Below are 16,484 nucleotides of genomic sequence, written 5' to 3' on the forward strand. Positions count from 1 at the left end.
GGACGCGCGCGTCGGCGTGGCCGGGACGGCGGACGCGCGCGTGGGCGTGGCGCAGGCGGACGTGGTCGCTCGGGCCACCTGGAGCGCGTTGGTCGAGCCCGGGGACGCCGTGGCGGGCGTCCTGGTGGACCTGCTCGGTGCGGGGCCGGCTCTTGGCTGGGTGCGCTCCGCGGTCCGGGACGGTCCGGACCTGGAGCAGGTCGAGCGGCTGCACGGCCCCCTTGTCGATGCCGACCGGCGACGGCTCGGCCGGTCCGTGGAGCGCTGGGCCGCCCGGCTGCCCGACTGCGACCCGGGTCGTGACCTGGAACGCCTCGACCGGATCGGCGGAACGCTCCTCGTGCCGGGCGATCAGCGGTGGCCGACCGCGCTCGACGACCTCGGCGCCGAGGCGCCGTTCTGCCTGTGGGTCCGCGGCGCCGCCGACCTGGGTGCTGCCCTGGAGCGCTCGGCTGCGGTCGTCGGGTCGCGCGCGGCCACCTCGTACGGCGAGCGGGTGGCGTTCGATCTGGCCGACGGGCTGAGCAGCGCGGGCGTGCGTGTGGTGTCCGGTGGCGCGTACGGCATCGACGCGGCCGCGCACAGGGGAGCGGTCGCCCGGGACGGCCGCACCGTCGTGGTTCTCGCGGGCGGTGTCGACCGGGCCTACCCCGCAGGGAACGCGCGTCTGCTCGAGGCGGTGGTCGGTGCCGGGGGCGCGCTGGTCTCCGAGGTGCCGACCGGCAGCCTGCCGACCAAGAGCCGCTTCCTGCAGCGCAACCGCCTGATCGCGGCGGCGGGCCGGGCGACCGTCGTGGTGGAGGCTGCCTGGCGATCGGGCGCCATGAGCACGGCGCACCACGCCGCGCGCCTGCTGAGGCCCGTCGGTGCGGTGCCGGGTCCGGTGACGTCGATGGCCTCGGCGGGGTGCCACCGGCTCCTGCGCGAGGGTGTGGCGGTGTGCGTGACCGACGCCGCGGAGGTGCGGGAGCTGGCCGGGCTGATCGGCGTGGAGCTGACGGCGGGCGTCGACGCCGACCGGTCGGCCGACCTCCGTTCCGCCCGTCCTCAGGACGGACTGGACCCGGTGGTCCGGCGCGTCCTCGATGCGCTGCCCCGTCGCGTGCCCGCCGCCCTTGACCGGGTGGCGAGCATGGCGGGCGTGTCCGTCACGGAAGCCAGAGGCGCGTTGGGGCTGCTCGAGCTGGACGGATGGGCCGAACAGCGCGGGGCCGGCTGGGTCGGCGCCCGGATCGGGACATCATGACCTCGACGTCGTGTCCAGAAGGCGCGCCGACAACGGGGTCATCTCATAGGGGGTGAGAGGTTTCGCGGGTGAAAAAAACGCCCAACTGGACCATTGTTCATCGAGGAATCGGACATTCGGTCGAGATTCGCCCAGCATTAGCCCAGGCAGGTGAAAGTGCTGCTTGTTCCTCAGCGTGTTTCAGGTCACGGTACTCACATGGACGTGGTCGAGATCACCGCAGAGGCGCCGCATCGTGCGCGCCTCCTTGCGGACTTCTCGGCGCACCTGAGCGCGCAGCGTGGATTGTCGGAGCACACCAACCGGGCATATCTGGGTGATGTGGACCAGCTCCTCGGATACGCCTCACGGCACGGCCACACCACCCTCGACGCGATCGACCTCGGGGTCCTGCGCGGGTGGCTCGCCTCCATGGCGACCACGCGCCACAGCCGCGCGACGCTCGCCCGCCGGGGTGCCGCCGTCCGCACGTTCTTCGCCTGGGCCACCCGCACCCACCGCGTCCCCGTGGACCCCGCGCTCCGCCTGGCCACGGCCCGGAGCACCTCCACGCTCCCCACGGTGCTCCGCGTCGAGCCCGTCACCCGGATGCTGGACCTGGCGCGCGAGCGGGCCGCCGACGGCGACGCCGTCGCCCTGCGCGACTGGGCGCTCCTCGAGCTGCTCTACGCCACCGGGGTGCGCGTCGGCGAGGTCTGCGGCGTGGACGTCGCCGACGCGGACGTCCACGAGCGCACGCTGCACGTCATCGGCAAGGGCGACAAGGAACGGGTCGTCCCGTTCGGTCGTCCTGCGGAGACCGCGCTCGCCGCCTGGCTGGCCCAGGGTCGCCCGCAGCTGGTCCGGCCCACCTCGCCGTCGGCGCTGTTCCTCGGTCGCCGCGGTGGTCGTCTCGACCAGCGCCAGGCACGAGTCATCGTCCACGAGTCCGCCGCCCTCGCCGGCGTCGACGACGTGGCGCCCCACGCACTGCGTCACACCGCGGCCACCCACCTCCTGGAGGGCGGGTCCGACCTGCGCAGCGTCCAGGAGCTCCTCGGTCACGCGAGCATCGCCACGACGCAGCGTTACACCCACGTCTCCGCCGACCGGCTCCGGTCGGCGTTCCAGCAAGCTCACCCCCGCGCATGACGTACACGATGGAGTCGACGATGACGACGCAGCTGGACGCCGCCTTCCCGGTGCACACCCACCTGACCAGCACGGCACCCGAGGGAGTCATCCCGCAGCCCCGGTCCGCCGAGGTCGACCCGTTCGAGACGACGACCGTCCCGATCACGCGGGGTGTGCCCAGCCCGCGCGGTCCGGTGGCGCCGAGCCGTTCGGTCGAGGAGATCGACGCCCTGTGGGTGGACTACAAGGGGTCGCAGTCGCTGCGGGCGCGCGAGGGCCTCATCCTGCACTACGCGCCCCTGGTGTCGGCGGTGGCCGGCCGCGTCGGGATGCGCCTGCCGAGCACCGTGGAGCAGGCCGACCTGGTCTCCTACGGGATGTTCGGGCTCATCGACGCGATCGAGAAGTACCAGACCGAGCGCGCGGTGAAGTTCGAGTCGTACGCGTCCTCCCGCATCCGTGGCGCGATCATCGACGAGCTCCGGGCCATGGACTGGGTCCCGCGCTCGGTCCGCACGAAGGCCCGGTCCGTCGACCGTGCCTACGCCGAGCTCGAGGCCAAGCTGCACCGCACGCCGACCGAGGACGAGGTCGCCCGCCACCTCGAGATCCCGGTCGAGGACCTGCGCGCCATCTACTCCCAGCTCTCGACGGTGAACGTCGCTGCCCTGGACGAGCTGCTCGGCGGCGGCGACGACCGCCCGGGCGGCGTCTCGCTCGGCGACACGCTCGGCGACGACCGCACGCTCGACCCCGCGAGCTCCATCGAGGCCGCGGAGACCAAGTTCCTGCTGGCCCGCGCCATCGAGTGTCTCGGGGAGCGGGAGCGCATCGTCGTCGTCCTCTACTACTACGAGGGCATGACGCTCGCCGAGATCGGTCGCGTGCTCGGGGTGACCGAGTCGCGGATCTCCCAGATGCACACCGCCGCGATGGTCCGGCTGCGCACCCGCCTGGTCGAGGCCGAGCGCGTCTGACGCACACCCGGCGCGGTCATCCGCCGGCCGCGGCCAGAGGCAGCAGCACGACGGGACCGGCACCCGGCAGCAGGCTGAGCGGGTCGACGTAGTCGGTCCCCACCCGCACACCCCAGTGCAGGCACGCGGCGGGTGCGCAGTGCGACCCCTGCGCCGCGAGGGTGCCCAGCGGGTCGCCCGGCCGCACGAGGTCTCCGACGCGGACCCCCGGCACGAGCGGCTCGACGCTGGAGCGCCGCCCTGCCGCATCGGTCACGGTCACCACCCGTCGGCCACCGACGGCGCCCGCGTACGTGACCACGCCGTCGACCGGCGAGCCCACGTCGGCACCGGGGAGCGCCCGCAGGTCGATCCCGCGGTGGCCCGCTGCCCACGGCTGCGGGGGCTGCTCGAAACCACGGGCGACGTCCGCCACGGAGCCGAGCGGCAGGCGGTACGTCCCGGCGGGCGGCGGACCGGGCGGTCCCGCCGAGCCGGCTGACGCGACGGCGACGACGCCGAGGGTCAGCAGGGCGGTGACGACGACGGCGGTGACGGTCACGCGGGCGGTGCGGGGGCGTCGGGTCATGACGGCGATGCTCTGCGGCGCGTCCGGTCGACGGGGGGGCACGTGGTCGGACGGGGGGCGCGGAGGCCGGAGCGGGGGGCTGAGGGCGGCTCGGCGTGGGCGCGTCCGGAGCAGGGGCACCGATCGGATAGACTCGTGGTGCGACCGGTCCGTACCGGTCGACTTCGCGCGTCATCCTCTCGATCCAGCGAGCCGCCGGCCACCGTGCCGACGAGGAGCCGGACGGGGTCGATCGCCGCAGCGGTCCGGGTTCCTGCCACGTGCAGGCGCACGGAGCGGCTGACGACATGACGCCAGGGGCACCGACCAGCTGGTCGGAGCCGACAACCGAGATGCGGGCCCCGAAACGGGTCCGCCTTGACGCGTGCGCACCCAGTAGGTGCGCGCCGGAAGGACGTGCCATGGCCGTCGTGACCATGCGCCAGCTGCTCGAGAGCGGTGTCCACTTCGGGCACCAGACCCGCCGCTGGAACCCCAAGATGAAGCGCTTCATCTTCACCGAGCGCAACGGCATCTACATCGTCGACCTGCAGCAGTCGCTGTCGTACATCGACAACGCCTACGACTTCGTCAGCCAGACCGTCGCGCACGGCGGGACGATCCTGTTCGTCGGCACGAAGAAGCAGGCGCAGGAGCCGGTCGCCGACCAGGCTGCCCGCGTCGGCATGCCCTACGTCAACCAGCGCTGGCTCGGTGGCATGCTCACCAACTTCAGCACGGTGCACAAGCGTCTCCAGCGCCTCAAGGAGCTGGAGCAGATCGACTTCGACGACGTGGCGGGCTCGAACCTCACGAAGAAGGAGCTGCTCGTCCTGCGCCGCGAGAAGGACAAGCTCGCGAAGACGCTCGGCGGCATCCGTGACATGGCCAAGGTTCCCTCGGCCGTGTGGATCGTCGACACGAACAAGGAGCACCTCGCCGTCAACGAGGCGCGCAAGCTCGGCATCCCGGTCGTCGCGATCCTCGACACCAACTGCGACCCGGACGTCGTCGACTACCCGATCCCGGGCAACGACGACGCCATCCGCGCGGTCCAGCTGCTGACCCGCGTGATCGCGGACGCCGCGGCCGACGGTCTGCTCAAGCGCCACTCGGGTCGCACCGCGGCCGCCGAGGGTGCCGAGGCCGACGCCGAGCCCCTCGCCGAGTGGGAGCGCGAGCTCCTCGCCGGCGCCGAGGCCGACCTGGCGAGCACCGAGGTCGCCGCCGACGCGACCGAGGCCGTCGCCGAGGCGAAGACCGAGATCGCCGAGGAGGTCGCGGCAGCGGACGTCGCACCCGAGGCCGTGGCCGAGGAGGTCGTCTCCGAGGACGCCGTCGCCGAGCCCGTCGCCGAGGAGGTCGTGGCCGACGAGGCCCCCACCGAGGCTGTCGCCGAGGCCGTCTCCGAGGACGTCGAGACCGCCGCCACGGCCGCAGCCGACGAGGTCCAGACCGAGGCAGCCGAGCCGGCCGCCGAGGGCGACGCCGACTCCAAGTGATCGCGCCGGTGCCGGTGGCCCTCCGGGGGCTGCCGGCACCGTGGCACGTCACCGGACCCGCGTGGTCCCCCGCATCAACGTCACGACACACGAGGAACGGACACGACTGATGGCGAACTACTCGCTCGCAGACATCAAGGCGCTGCGCGAGAAGACCGGTGCCGGAATGATGGACGTCAAGAAGGCGCTCGAGGAGGCCGAGGGCGACAGCGACAAGGCTCTCGAGCTCATCCGCGTCAAGGGCCTGAAGGGCGTCGGCAAGCGCGAGGGCCGCTCGGCCTCGGACGGCCTCGTCACCGCCCACGTCGGCCAGACGGCCGACGGCGAGGGCCAGACCGGCGTGCTCGTCGAGATCAACTCGGAGACGGACTTCGTCGCCAAGAGCCCGAACTTCGTGGGCCTGGCCGCTCGCGTCCTCGCCGCTGCGGTCGACTCCCCGGCGCGCGACGCCGACGCGCTGCTCGCCACCGAGGTCGACGGCACCAGCGTCCAGACGATCGTCGACGAGACCGCCGCCACCCTGGGTGAGCGCATCGTCGTGCGTCGCCTGACCCGCCTGGCCGGCGAGCACGTCGAGGTCTACCTGCACAAGGTGAGCAAGGACCTGCCCCCGCAGGTCGGCGTCCTCGTCGCCACCGACGCGGCCGGCGCCGGCGTGGCGCGGGACATCGCGACGCACATCGCCGCGTTCTCGCCCACGTACCTCACGCGCGAGGAGGTCTCGGCCGACGTCGTCGCGAACGAGCGCCACATCGCCGAGGAGACCGCGCGCAACGAGGGCAAGCCCGAGGCCGCGCTGCCGAAGATCATCGAGGGCCGCCTCAACGGCTTCTTCAAGGAGAACGTCCTGCTCGAGCAGGCGTTCGCGAAGGACAACAAGAAGACGGTCGCGCAGGTCCTCACCGAGGCCGGCGGCACGCTGACCGGCTTCGTCCGGTACCGCGTGGGAGCCTGACCCTCAGGGAATCGACGGTGGCCCCGGCCCTACGGGGTCGGGGCCACCGTCGCAACCAGCACGACCCAACTCTCGTGGAGGCACCGTGACCCAGGACATCGAGTCGACGCGCGGGGCCGTGCCCGAACGGCGCGTCCTGCTCAAGCTCTCCGGCGAGACGTTCGGCGGCGGTGACGTGGGGCTCGCGGCGGACGTGGTCCAGCGCGTGGCCGCCGAGATCGCCGTCGCGGTCCGGTCGGGCGTGCAGGTCGCCATCGTCGTCGGAGGGGGCAACTTCTTCCGCGGCGCCGAGCTCTCGCAGCGCGGCCTCGACCGCGCGCGCGCCGACTACATGGGCATGCTCGGCACGGTGATGAACTGCCTGGCGCTCCAGGACTTCCTCGAGCAGGCCGGCGTGAGCACCCGCGTGCAGACCGCGATCGCCATGGGCCAGGTGGCCGAGCCGTACATCCCGCTGCGGGCCATCCGGCACCTGGAGAAGGGCCGCGTCGTGATCTTCGGCGCCGGCGCCGGTCTGCCGTACTTCTCCACCGACACGGTCAGCGTGCAGCGCGCCCTCGAGACGCACTGCCACGAGGTCCTCATGGGCAAGAACGGCGTGGACGGCGTGTACTCGGCGGACCCGCGGACGGACCCCGACGCGGTGAAGCTGGACCACCTGACCTACACCGACGCGCTGGTCAACGACCTCGGCGTGATGGACGGCTCGGCGCTCAGCCTGTGCCGTGACAACGACGTGCGCATGCGCGTGTTCGGCCTGGAAGAGGCCGGCAACGTCACGCGCGCGCTGCAGGGTGAGAAGATCGGCACGCTGATCACCGCCAGCTGATCGGCCTGTGATCGAACCAGAACCACACGACACGACGAAGGAGCTCCGGTGATCGACGAGACCCTCTTCGAGGCTGAAGAGAAGATGGACAAGGCCGTCGAGGTCGCCAAGGAGGACTTCTCGACGATCCGTACCGGTCGGGCGAACGCGGCGATGTTCTCCAAGGTGTTCGTCGACTACTACGGCAGCCCGACGCCCCTGCAGCAGCTCGCGTCGTTCAACGTGACCGAGGCCCGCACCATCCTGGTCTCGCCGTTCGACAAGTCCTCGACGACGGCGATCGAGAAGGCGCTGCGCGACTCCGACCTCGGGGTCAACCCGACCAACGACGGCAACGTCATCCGGATCGTGCTGCCCGCCCTCACGCAGGAGCGCCGCAAGGACTTCGTCAAGCTCGCCCGGACCAAGGCGGAGGACGCGCGCATCTCGGTGCGCAACGTGCGTCGTCGCGCCAAGGAGGAGCTGGACCGCATCGTCAAGGACGGCGAGGCCGGCGAGGACGAGGTCGGTCGTGCGGAGAAGGAGCTCGAGTCCCTGACGAAGAAGCACGTGGACCTCATCGACCACCTGCTGTCCTCCAAGGAGAACGAGCTCCTCGAGGTCTGATGAGCCAGACTGCCATCGCCGCCACCCGGACCACCCGCCCCGGTCGTGACCTCCCGGTCGCGATCGTCGTCGGCGTCGCCATGCTCGTGGCGGTGGTCGCGTCGCTGTTCATCCGCAAGGAGGCCTTCGCGATCGTCGCGGTGGTCTGCGTGGTCGCGGGGCTGTGGGAGCTGGCGCAGGCGTTCACGCGGCGCAACATCCACCTCCCGCTCCTCCCGCTGGTGGTCGGCTCGATCGGCATCCTCGTGTCCGCCTACACGGCCGGCCCGGAGGCGCTGTTCGTCGCCTTCATGCTGACGGTGGGTGGCGTGGTGGTGTGGCGGGTGCTCGACGGCAGCGGGCAGCCCGCCCTGCGCGACGCCACGGCCGGCGCGTTCGCCGCCGCCTACCTGCCGTTCCTCGGCGGGTTCGTGATGCTCCTGCTCGCGGAGCCGGACGGCGCACGCCGCGTGATGCTCTTCATCCTGCTCTGCGTCGCCAGCGACACGGGCGGCTACACGGTCGGGGTGCTGCTCGGCCGCCACCCGCTCGCACCGTCGGTCAGCCCGAAGAAGACCTGGGAGGGCCTGGCCGGCTCGGTCGTCCTCGCCTGCGTCGTCGGCGTCATCGGGGTGCAGGTGGCGTTCGGCGGGGAACCGCTGGTCGGGGTCGTCCTCGGCCTGGCCACCGTGGTGACCGCCACGCTGGGCGACCTGTCCGAGTCGATGCTCAAGCGCGACCTCGAGCTCAAGGACATGGGCCGGCTGGTGCCCGGTCACGGCGGTCTGCTGGACCGCCTCGACTCCATCCTGCTCACCGCCCCGGCCGTGTACGTCGTCCTCACGGTCCTCCAGCCCGCCTGACCTCCCAGTCCTTCCCTTGAGAGGGGGTACCCGCACATGACCGGTACACCCGTGCGCCTCGATCTGTCCTCGCCCACGCGGGGACCCCGGGGCAAGCCGCCCAAGCACTTCGTCGACCTCACGCCCGAGCAGCGGGTGGAGGCCGTCACCGAGCTGGGCGAGAAGCCGTTCCGCGCCAAGCAGCTGGCGACGCACTACTTCACGCACCTGACCAACGACCCGGCGCTGATGACCGACCTGCCGAAGGCGACCCGCGACAAGCTGGTCGAGGGCCTGTTCCCGCAGCTGCTCACGGCGCACCGGACGCAGACCGCGGACCAGGGCACGACCGTCAAGACGCTGTGGCACCTGTTCGACGGCGCCAAGGTCGAGTCGGTGCTCATGCGGTACGCCAACCGCACCACCCTGTGCGTGTCGAGCCAGGCGGGCTGCGGCCTGGCGTGCTCGTTCTGCGCGACCGGGCAGCTGGGGCTGACGCGCAACCTGTCGACGGCGGAGATCGTCGAGCAGGTGCGGTCGGCGGCGCGCTCGCTGGCCGACGGCGAGGTGCCCGGCGGTCCGACCCGGCTGTCCAACGTGGTGTTCATGGGGATGGGCGAGCCGCTGGCCAACTACAAGTCGGTCATGGAGACGGTCCGCCGCCTGGTCGCTCCGGCGCCCGACGGGCTGGGCATGTCGGCCCGGAACGTCACGGTGTCGACCGTCGGGATGGTGCCGGCGATGGACAAGCTGGCCAAGGAGGGCATCCCCGTCACCCTCGCGCTCTCTCTGCACGCGCCGGACGACGAGCTGCGCAGCGAGCTGGTCCCGGTGAACACCCGGTGGAGCGTGGACGAGGCGCTCGACTCCGCGCACCGGTACTTCGAGATCACCGGCCGCCGCGTCTCCATCGAGTACGCGCTGATCCGGGACATCAACGACCACGCGTGGCGTGCGGACCTGCTGGGCGAGAAGCTCAACGCCCGCGGCCGCGGCTGGGTGCACTGCAACCCCATCCCGCTGAACCCGACGCCCGGCTCCAAGTGGACGGCGAGCGATCCCCGGGTCGAGCAGGAGTTCGTGGCACGCTTGCGTGCGCACGGGATCCCGACCACCATCCGGGACACCCGCGGCAGTGAGATCGACGGTGCCTGCGGCCAGCTCGCAGCGGAGGAGGACGAGTGAGCGACGGGATGTTCCGAACCGTCTCGGGGCTGAAGCAGGGCTACGACCCCGACGAGGTCGACGACTTCTTCGCCCACGCGCGGGCCGTCTACGAGACGGGTCCCGCCGCCGCGCTGGCCAGCAAGGACGTGCGCGGCGTGGCGTTCGACATGGTGCGTGGCGGGTACGTCACCGCGGCCGTCGACGCCGCCCTCGACCGGCTCGAGGCGGCGTTCGTCGCCCGGTCGCGCTCGGAGTACATCTCGACGCAGGGCCAGCAGTCGTGGATGACCCACCTCAGCGAGCAGGCCCGCACTCTCTACGGCCGGCTGGGCCGGCCCGACGGGGACCGGTTCGCGCCGCCGGACGGACGCCAGCAGGGCTATGAGCCGGCCGACGTCGACGCCCTGTGCCGACGCCTGGTCGAGTACTTCGACAAGGGCACCCCGCTGTCGGCCGCCGAGGTCCGCGCCGCCACGTTCCGCCGCCGCAAGGGCCGCAACGCGTACGCCGAGGGTCCGGTCGACGCCTTCCTCGCCCGCGCGGTCGAGGTGCTGCTCGGCGTCGAGTGACCGTGACCCAGCGCAGCGTCGTCCTCCTCGGGTCCACCGGGTCGATCGGGACCCAGGCGATCGACGTCGTGGCGCGCAACCCCGACCGGTTCTCGGTGGTGGGTCTGTCCGCCGGGGGTGGCGATGTCGCCCTGCTGGCCCGGCAGGCCCGCGAGCTCGGCGTGTCGATGGTGGCGATCGCGGATCCCCGCGCAGAGGGTCCGCTGCGCGAGGCGCTCGGCGAGGGCGTGGAGCTCCTCGTCGGCCCGCAGGCGTCCACCGAGCTGGCCGGACGCGGCGCCGACGTGGTGCTCAACGGCATCACCGGCTCGGTAGGGCTGGGTCCGACGCTCGCCGCGCTGGAGGCCGGCAGCACGCTCGCGCTGGCCAACAAGGAGTCGCTGGTGGTCGGCGGCGCCCTGGTGCAGGCGGCACGCCGGCGGCCCGACCAGATCGTCCCGGTGGACTCCGAGCACTCGGCGATCGCGCAGGCGCTGCGCGGCGGCACCCACGCGGAGGTCCGGCGGCTGGTCCTCACCGCGTCCGGCGGGCCGTTCCGGGGCTGGTCGCACGATGACGTCAAAGCCGTGACGCCGACGCAGGCGCTCGCGCACCCGACCTGGTCCATGGGCCCGGTGGTCACCATCAACTCCTCGACGCTCATGAACAAGGGTCTGGAGCTGATCGAGGCGCACCTGCTGTTCGACGTGCCCGTCGCCGACATCACCGTGGTCGTGCACCCGCAGTCCGTCGTGCACTCGATGGTGGAGTTCGTCGACGGCTCGACGCTGGCGCAGGCGTCGCCACCGGACATGCGGCTGCCGATCGCCCTCGGGCTGTCCTGGCCGGACCGGGTGCCCGAGGTCGCGCCGCCGTGCGACTGGACGCAGGCGACGTCCTGGACGTTCGAGCCGCTCGACGAGGACGTGTTCGGCGCGGTCCGGCTGGCGCGCGAGGCCGTGGCGGCGTCGGCCACCCACCCCGCCGTCTACAACGCCGCCAACGAGGAGTGCGTCGAGGCGTTCCTGGCCGGGCGCATCGGGTTCCTGGACATCGTGACCACCGTCGAGCGCGTGCTCGGCGAGCACGACGGCACCCCGCTCGGGTCCCTCACCCTCGACGCGGTCCTGGGTGCAGAGCTTTGGGCCCGCACCCGCGCCCAGGAGCTCCTGACCCGCGCCTGACGCAGGAACGTGAACGATCCGGCCCTCGTTCGGCCGGATGCGTCACAGTCCTGGTCCGGAGGGGTCAGTGGGCGAGCACCCGGTCGAGCAGGCCGGCCAGCCGGCTCGGGTGACCGGTCCGCGCCTCGGTCCGGTCGGCCCAGGCCGTCGCCCGCCGGGCCGCGGTGATGCCCGCCCAGCGCAGGGGCTCCGGCTCCCAGGCGGGGGAGCGGTGGCCCACCCAGGGCAGCCGGACGAGGTCGCTGTCGGCGCCCGTCAGCAGGTCGGCGAGCGTGCGCCCGGCCAGGTTGGTCAGGGCCACGCCGTCGCCCACGTAGCCGCCGGCCCACGCGATGCCCGTGTCGGCGTCGAGCCCCACCGACGGGTGCCAGTCCCGGGGCACGCCGAGCGGCCCGCCCCAGTGGTGCGTGATCTCGGCCCTCTCGAGCACGGGGAACAGGTCGACCAGCTCGCGCGCCAGGTGCGCCGCGGTGGACCCGGCCTGGTCGTAGGAGGGCTCGATCGACGACGCGAGGTGGTACGGCGCCCCTCGGCCGCCGAACGCGAGCCGGTCGTCCGTCGTGCGCTGGCCGTAGACGATGAGGTGTCGCGCGTCCGTGAACGTCTGGGCCCGGTCGAGCCCGACGTGCGCCCAGACCTCCGGCGGCAGCGGCTCGGTGGCGATCATGTGCGAGTACACCGGGGCGACGTCGCGGCGCGCCCCGGGCAGCTGGGAGCTCCACGCCTCGGTGGCGCGGACCACCCAGCGTGCGCGCACGGTGCCGTGGTCGGTGACGACTGCCCGCGGCGAGAGTCGCAGCGCGCGCGTCCCCTCGGCCACCCGGGCGCCGCGGGAGAGCACCACGTCGAGCAGCCCCCGGACCAGCCGGGCGGGCTGGATGCGGGCGCAGTCCGGCGTGAAGGAGCCGCCGACGACGCCGGCGGCGCGGACGTGCTCGGCCACCCCGGTCTCGCCGAGCAGGTGCGACTCGTCACCCCAGCGCGCGTCGGTGGCGACCCCCTCGGCGACGCGCTCGAGCTGCGGGCGGTTGCGGGCGAGCGTGACGGTGCCGCCGAACGCGAAGCCGCAGTCGATCTGCTCCGCGGCGGCAACCCCTCCCACCTCGACGACGGTGTCGCGCATCGCCGCGCGCATCGCCGTCGCGGCGTCGTGCCCGTGCCGGCGTGCCAGCTCGTCGCCCGAGACCGGCAGGAGCGCCGAGCACCAGCCGCCGTTGCGCCCGCTGGCGCCGTAGCCGGCCACCTGCGCCTCGACCACGAGCACGTCGAGGGACGGGTCGGCCTCGAGCAGGTAGTACGCCGTCCACAGCCCGGTCAGCCCCGCTCCGACGATGACGACGTCCGCACGGGTGTCGCCGTCGAGGGGGTCGAGCGGGGTGACCTCGGGCAGCTGGTCGAACCAGAGCGAGAGGGGGGCCGTCACAGGCGCGCCCAGGCCTCGGTGAGCACCCCGCGCAGGATGCCCGTGATCTCGTCGAACTCGGCCTGCCCGCACGTCAGGGGAGGTGCGAGCTGGATGACGGGATCGCCCCGGTCGTCCGCCCGGCAGTACAGGCCGGCGTCGTACAGGGCACCAGAGAGGAACCCGCGCAGGAGGCGCTCGCTCTCGTCGTCGTCGAACGTCTCCCGCGTGGCCTTGTCCTTGACCAGCTCGATCCCGTAGAAGAAGCCCTCGCCGCGGACGTCGCCGACGATCGGCAGGTCCAGCAGGCCCTCGAGGGTGCGCCGGAACGCGGGAGCCGACTCCTTGACGTGCGCGGTGAGGCCCTCGCGCTCGAAGAGGTCCAGGTTGGCGTTCGCGACCGCCGCCGACACCGGGTGCCCGCCGAACGTGTACCCGTGCGCGAACGAGGCGTTGCCCGTGGCGAACGGCTCGTACAGCCGGTCGGAGGCGATGAGGGCACCGATGGGGGAGTAGCCCGAGGTCATGCCCTTGGCGCAGGTGATCATGTCCGGCACGTACCCGAAGTCGTCGCAGGCGAAGATCGACCCGATCCGCCCGAACGCGCAGATCACCTCGTCGGACACCAGGAGCACGTCGTGCTGGTCGCAGATCTCGCGCACCCGCTCGAAGTACCCGGGGGGCGGCGGGAAGCAGCCGCCGGCGTTCTGCACGGGCTCCAGGAACACCGCGGCGACCGTGTCCGGGCCCTCCATCTCGATGGCGTCGCCGATGCGGTCCGCGGCCCACCGGCCGAACGCCTTGGGGTCGTCGCGCAGGTGCTCGGGAGCCCGGTACTCGTTGGTGTTCGGCACCTTGTGCGCGCCCGGCACCAGCGGCTCGAACTGCGCCTTGAGCGTGGGCAGGCCGGTGATGGACAGTGCCCCGTGGGTGGTGCCGTGGTACGCGATGGACCGCGAGATCACCTTGTACTTGTTCGGCTTGCCGGTGGCCTTGAAATAGTTCTTCGCCAGCTTCCACGCGGTCTCGACGGCCTCGCCGCCGCCGGTGGTGAAGAAGACGTGGTTGAGGTCGCCCGGGGCGTAGGCCGCCAGCCGCTCCGCGAGGTCGATCGCCTGCGGGTGCGCGTAGGACCAGAGCGGGAAGAACGCGAGCTGCTCGGCCTGCACCCGCGCCGCCTCGGCCAGCTCGGTGCGACCGTGACCGGCCTGCACGACGAACAGCCCCGAGAGGCCGTCGATGTACTTGCGGCCCAGGTCGTCCCAGATGTGGTGACCCTCGCCGCGCACGATGGTCGGGACGCCGTGGTCCCAGGCGCTCTGCCGCGTGAAGTGTCCCCAGAGGTGGGCCCGGGCAGCCTCGGACCTGTCCGTGCCTCGAGGTGTCGTGCTCATCGGGTCCCCCAGTTGTAGAGCTGCTTGCGCAGCTTCAGGTACACGAACGTCTCGGTGGTCCGCACGCCGGGCAGGGAGCGGATCTTCTGGTTGAGCACCTCGAGCAGGTGGTCGTCGTCCTCGCACACGACCTCGCACAGCAGGTCGAAGCCGCCGGCGGTGATCACGACGTAGTCGACCTCGGGCAGCGCGGCGAGCGCGTCGGCGACGAGCGACAGGTCACCCTCGCACCGCAGGCCGATCATGGCCTGGCGCGTGAACCCCACCTGCAGCGGGTCGGTCACGGCGACGATCTGCATGACCCCTGAGTCCGTGAGGCGCTGCACGCGCTGGCGCACGGCAGCCTCGGACAGGCCGATCGCCTTGCCGATCGCGGCGTACGGTCGCCGGCCGTCCTCCTGGAGCTGCTCGACGATGGCCTTGGAGACGTCGTCGAGTGCCGGGTGTCCCGGTGCCGGTCTGCGTGTGCCCACCCGCCGATCGTGGTGCGCGACGCGCGCAGATGCAAGGAATCCGTCGTGACATGCCGTGTGAACTTCTGATTTCGGCGTCTGAGCGTGCCGGATCGGTCGAACGGCCCCTTCTGGGCTCCCGCGCGAGGCCCGAGCGGCGTAGCGTGCCCCGCACCGACCCTGTGAGGAGAACTGCCGTGAGCCAGGCCACCGACCAGATGCTCGAGCTGCACAACGTGATCGGCGGCACCGAGCGCCCCGCCGCCGACGGTCGCACGACGGCCGTCGTCGACCCCTCGACCGGGCAGGAGTACGCCAGGGCACCGCTGTCGGGGGCGCAGGACGTCGACGCCGCGTACAGGGCGGCGTCGGACGCGTTCACCACGTGGGGACGCACGACGCCGGCCGAGCGGCAGCTGGCGCTCCTGCGCCTCGCGGACGCGATCGAGCAGCGGGCCGACGAGTTCGTGGCGGTCGAGTCCCGGAACACGGGCAAGCCCCTGCACCTGACGGCGACCGACGAGGTGCCGCCCTGCGTTGACCAGCTCCGCTTCTTCGCCGGCGCCGCCCGCGTGCTCGACGGGCTCAGCGCGGGGGAGTACCTGGCGGGGCACACGTCGTGGGTGCGGCGGGAGCCCGTCGGGGTGGTCGGGCAGGTCACGCCCTGGAACTACCCGCTGATGATGGCCATCTGGAAGATCGCCCCCGCGCTCGCCGCCGGGAACACGATCGTCCTCAAGCCGTCGGACACCACGCCGGCGTCCACCCTCCTGCTCGCGCAGGTGGCAGGCGAGGTGCTGCCCCCGGGCGTCCTCAACGTCGTGTGCGGGGACCGGGACACCGGCCGCGCCCTGGTCTCCCACCAGCGCCCGGACATGGTGGCCATCACCGGCTCGGTGCGCGCCGGCTCGCAGGTCGCGGAGGCGGCCGCAGCCAACGTCAAGCGCGTGCACCTCGAGCTCGGCGGCAAGGCGCCCGTCCTCGTGTTCGCCGACGCGGACCTCGCCTCGGCCGCCGAGGGCATCGCCGGCGCCGGGTACTACAACGCCGGGCAGGACTGCACCGCGGCCACCCGCGTCCTGGTGCACGCCTCCGTGCACGACGACTTCGTCGCAGCGCTCGCCGAGGCGGCGAAGGGCCAGCGCACCGGCGTGCCCAGCGACCCGGACGTCGCGTTCGGGCCGGTCAACAACGCGCTGCAGCTCGACCGCGTCACCGGGTTCCTGGACCGGCTGCCGGACCACGCCTCGATCGTCGCCGGCGGGCACCGGGTGGGCGACGTCGGCTACTTCGTCGAGGCCACCGTGGTCGCGGGCCTGAAGCAGGACGACGAGGCGGTGCAGGACGAGATCTTCGGGCCGGTCATCACTGTCCAGACGTTCACCGACGAGGACGAGGCGATCGCGCTGGCCAACGGCGTGCGCTACGGCCTGTCCAGCTCGGTGTGGACGCAGAACCACGGCCGCGCCCTGCGCGTGTCGCGTGCGCTGGACTTCGGGGTGGTGTGGATCAACACCCACATCCCGTTCGTCGCCGAGATGCCGCACGGCGGGTTCAAGCACTCCGGGTACGGCAAGGACCTGTCGATGTACGGGTTCGAGGACTACACGCGCATCAAGCATGTGATGTCCGCTTTCGACGCCTGAGTCGACGGATCCCGGGGTCGAATGTTCCATCCGTGCAACATTTTCGTTGCGGGCGGGTGCTGGGGCGACGGATTCCTTGCTGGACGGCCGTCTGT

At 72.3% G+C, this 16,484-nt stretch carries 16 protein-coding genes; 12 read left to right on the top strand and 4 right to left on the bottom strand.

Annotation, left to right across the window (positions count from 1 at the left end; translation table 11 throughout):
- Window positions 1–40 precede the first annotated feature (40 nt).
- The 3 genes from dprA (at window position 41) to whiG (ending at window position 3,336) form a co-directional block, all read left to right on the top strand.
- Window positions 41–1,246, top strand: a complete 1,206-nt coding sequence (dprA, locus tag RYN42_RS10640; protein ID WP_399552462.1) for a DNA-processing protein DprA — start codon at window positions 41–43, stop codon at window positions 1,244–1,246.
- Between the two features lie 198 nt (window positions 1,247–1,444).
- Window positions 1,445–2,377 (top strand): tyrosine recombinase XerC, encoded by a 933-nt coding sequence (locus tag RYN42_RS10645; RefSeq protein WP_315095911.1) that lies wholly within the window; start codon window positions 1,445–1,447, stop codon window positions 2,375–2,377.
- 20 nt (window positions 2,378–2,397) lie between these two features.
- Window positions 2,398–3,336, top strand: coding sequence for an RNA polymerase sigma factor WhiG (gene whiG, locus RYN42_RS10650; RefSeq protein WP_315095913.1), 939 nt, complete (start codon window positions 2,398–2,400; stop codon window positions 3,334–3,336).
- Between the two features lie 16 nt (window positions 3,337–3,352).
- Here whiG and RYN42_RS10655 read toward each other — a convergent pair whose 3' ends face one another.
- Window positions 3,353–3,904, bottom strand: a complete 552-nt coding sequence (locus RYN42_RS10655) for a M23 family metallopeptidase (RefSeq protein WP_315095916.1) — start codon at window positions 3,902–3,904, stop codon at window positions 3,353–3,355.
- Window positions 3,905–4,305: 401 nt separating this feature from the next.
- On the opposite strand from RYN42_RS10655, the gene rpsB reads away from it, so the two are divergent.
- The 8 genes from rpsB (at window position 4,306) to dxr (ending at window position 11,495) form a co-directional block, all read left to right on the top strand.
- Entirely contained in the window at window positions 4,306–5,385 is a 1,080-nt protein-coding gene (gene rpsB, locus RYN42_RS10660) for a 30S ribosomal protein S2 (protein ID WP_315095918.1), read from the top strand.
- Between the two features lie 109 nt (window positions 5,386–5,494).
- Window positions 5,495–6,340 carry a translation elongation factor Ts gene (gene tsf, locus RYN42_RS10665; RefSeq protein WP_315095920.1) on the top strand — a complete coding sequence of 282 codons (846 nt, stop codon included), beginning with the start codon at window positions 5,495–5,497 and terminating at the stop codon, window positions 6,338–6,340.
- A gap of 85 nt (window positions 6,341–6,425) precedes the next feature.
- Entirely contained in the window at window positions 6,426–7,169 is a 744-nt protein-coding gene (gene pyrH / locus RYN42_RS10670) for a UMP kinase (RefSeq protein ID WP_315095922.1), read from the top strand.
- Between the two features lie 48 nt (window positions 7,170–7,217).
- Complete coding sequence (frr, locus tag RYN42_RS10675; protein ID WP_315095924.1) at window positions 7,218–7,775, top strand: ribosome recycling factor; 558 nt, start codon at window positions 7,218–7,220, stop codon at window positions 7,773–7,775.
- Window positions 7,775–8,617, top strand: coding sequence for a phosphatidate cytidylyltransferase (locus RYN42_RS10680; RefSeq protein WP_315095926.1), 843 nt, complete (start codon window positions 7,775–7,777; stop codon window positions 8,615–8,617). The genes frr and RYN42_RS10680 overlap by 1 nt, the downstream gene beginning before the upstream one ends.
- Before the next feature lie 36 nt (window positions 8,618–8,653).
- Window positions 8,654–9,781, top strand: coding sequence for a 23S rRNA (adenine(2503)-C(2))-methyltransferase RlmN (gene rlmN, locus RYN42_RS10685; protein ID WP_315095928.1), 1,128 nt, complete (start codon window positions 8,654–8,656; stop codon window positions 9,779–9,781).
- Window positions 9,778–10,332, top strand: coding sequence for a DivIVA domain-containing protein (locus RYN42_RS10690; protein ID WP_315095930.1), 555 nt, complete (start codon window positions 9,778–9,780; stop codon window positions 10,330–10,332). The genes rlmN and RYN42_RS10690 overlap by 4 nt, the downstream gene beginning before the upstream one ends.
- A 2-nt stretch (window positions 10,333–10,334) precedes the next feature.
- Complete coding sequence (gene dxr, locus RYN42_RS10695; RefSeq protein ID WP_315095932.1) at window positions 10,335–11,495, top strand: 1-deoxy-D-xylulose-5-phosphate reductoisomerase; 1,161 nt, start codon at window positions 10,335–10,337, stop codon at window positions 11,493–11,495.
- Between the two features lie 64 nt (window positions 11,496–11,559).
- Here dxr and RYN42_RS10700 read toward each other — a convergent pair whose 3' ends face one another.
- From RYN42_RS10700 to RYN42_RS10710, 3 genes are read right to left on the bottom strand one after another with little or no spacing between them, the layout of a single operon-like run.
- A complete protein-coding gene (locus RYN42_RS10700) occupies window positions 11,560–12,918 on the bottom strand; it encodes an FAD-dependent oxidoreductase (RefSeq protein WP_315095934.1) in 1,359 nt (452 codons plus the stop codon).
- Entirely contained in the window at window positions 12,915–14,291 is a 1,377-nt protein-coding gene (locus tag RYN42_RS10705; RefSeq protein WP_315095936.1) for an aspartate aminotransferase family protein, read from the bottom strand. The genes RYN42_RS10700 and RYN42_RS10705 overlap by 4 nt, the downstream gene beginning before the upstream one ends.
- Complete coding sequence (locus tag RYN42_RS10710) at window positions 14,288–14,764, bottom strand: Lrp/AsnC family transcriptional regulator (protein WP_315095938.1); 477 nt, start codon at window positions 14,762–14,764, stop codon at window positions 14,288–14,290. Before RYN42_RS10710 ends, RYN42_RS10705 begins: the two co-directional genes overlap by 4 nt.
- Before the next feature lie 197 nt (window positions 14,765–14,961).
- On the opposite strand from RYN42_RS10710, the gene RYN42_RS10715 reads away from it, so the two are divergent.
- The gene (locus RYN42_RS10715; protein WP_315095961.1) at window positions 14,962–16,389 is read left to right on the top strand and encodes a gamma-aminobutyraldehyde dehydrogenase; all 1,428 of its coding nucleotides are present in this window, start codon (window positions 14,962–14,964) and stop codon (window positions 16,387–16,389) included.
- The last annotated feature ends 95 nt before the right edge of the window (window positions 16,390–16,484 follow it).

The sequence above is a fragment of the uncultured Cellulomonas sp. genome, from assembly GCF_963527515.1.
Taxonomy (GTDB): domain Bacteria; phylum Actinomycetota; class Actinomycetes; order Actinomycetales; family Cellulomonadaceae; genus Cellulomonas.